This is a genomic window from Frankia sp. Mgl5, assembly GCF_023242985.1.
In the GTDB taxonomy this organism is placed as follows: domain Bacteria; phylum Actinomycetota; class Actinomycetes; order Frankiales; family Frankiaceae; genus Parafrankia; species Parafrankia soli.
The window spans coordinates 1-262 of record NZ_JALKFY010000171.1; the positions used below are offsets into that span (position 1 = coordinate 1).

Below are 262 nucleotides of genomic sequence, written 5' to 3' on the forward strand. Positions count from 1 at the left end.
TTTACCGTAAGCTCTGCAGCAGTATCCCAGTGGCTTGCCCCCCGGCTGGATCGGCATGGTGCGTCCATGCTTGCTGCAAGCTCCCTTGGGATGATGGTCGCGATGCTCTCCTTTCCTTGGGTCTCGTCGTATGTCTGGGTGCTTGTGCTCCAGCTGCTGATGGGAACTTGCAACGCTATGCAAAAAATGAGTGAACGGATGCTGCTCGCCGACAATACCGTGCCCGGCGCACGCGGTCCAATCATTGGGTCCTATCATTTCT

At 56.5% G+C, this 262-nt stretch carries 1 pseudogene; it reads left to right on the forward strand.

Features of this window, described 5'->3' with window-relative positions:
- Window positions 1-66 precede the first annotated feature (66 nt).
- Window positions 67-262: pseudogene (locus MXD62_RS08855) on the forward strand (MFS transporter); the annotation flags it as partial.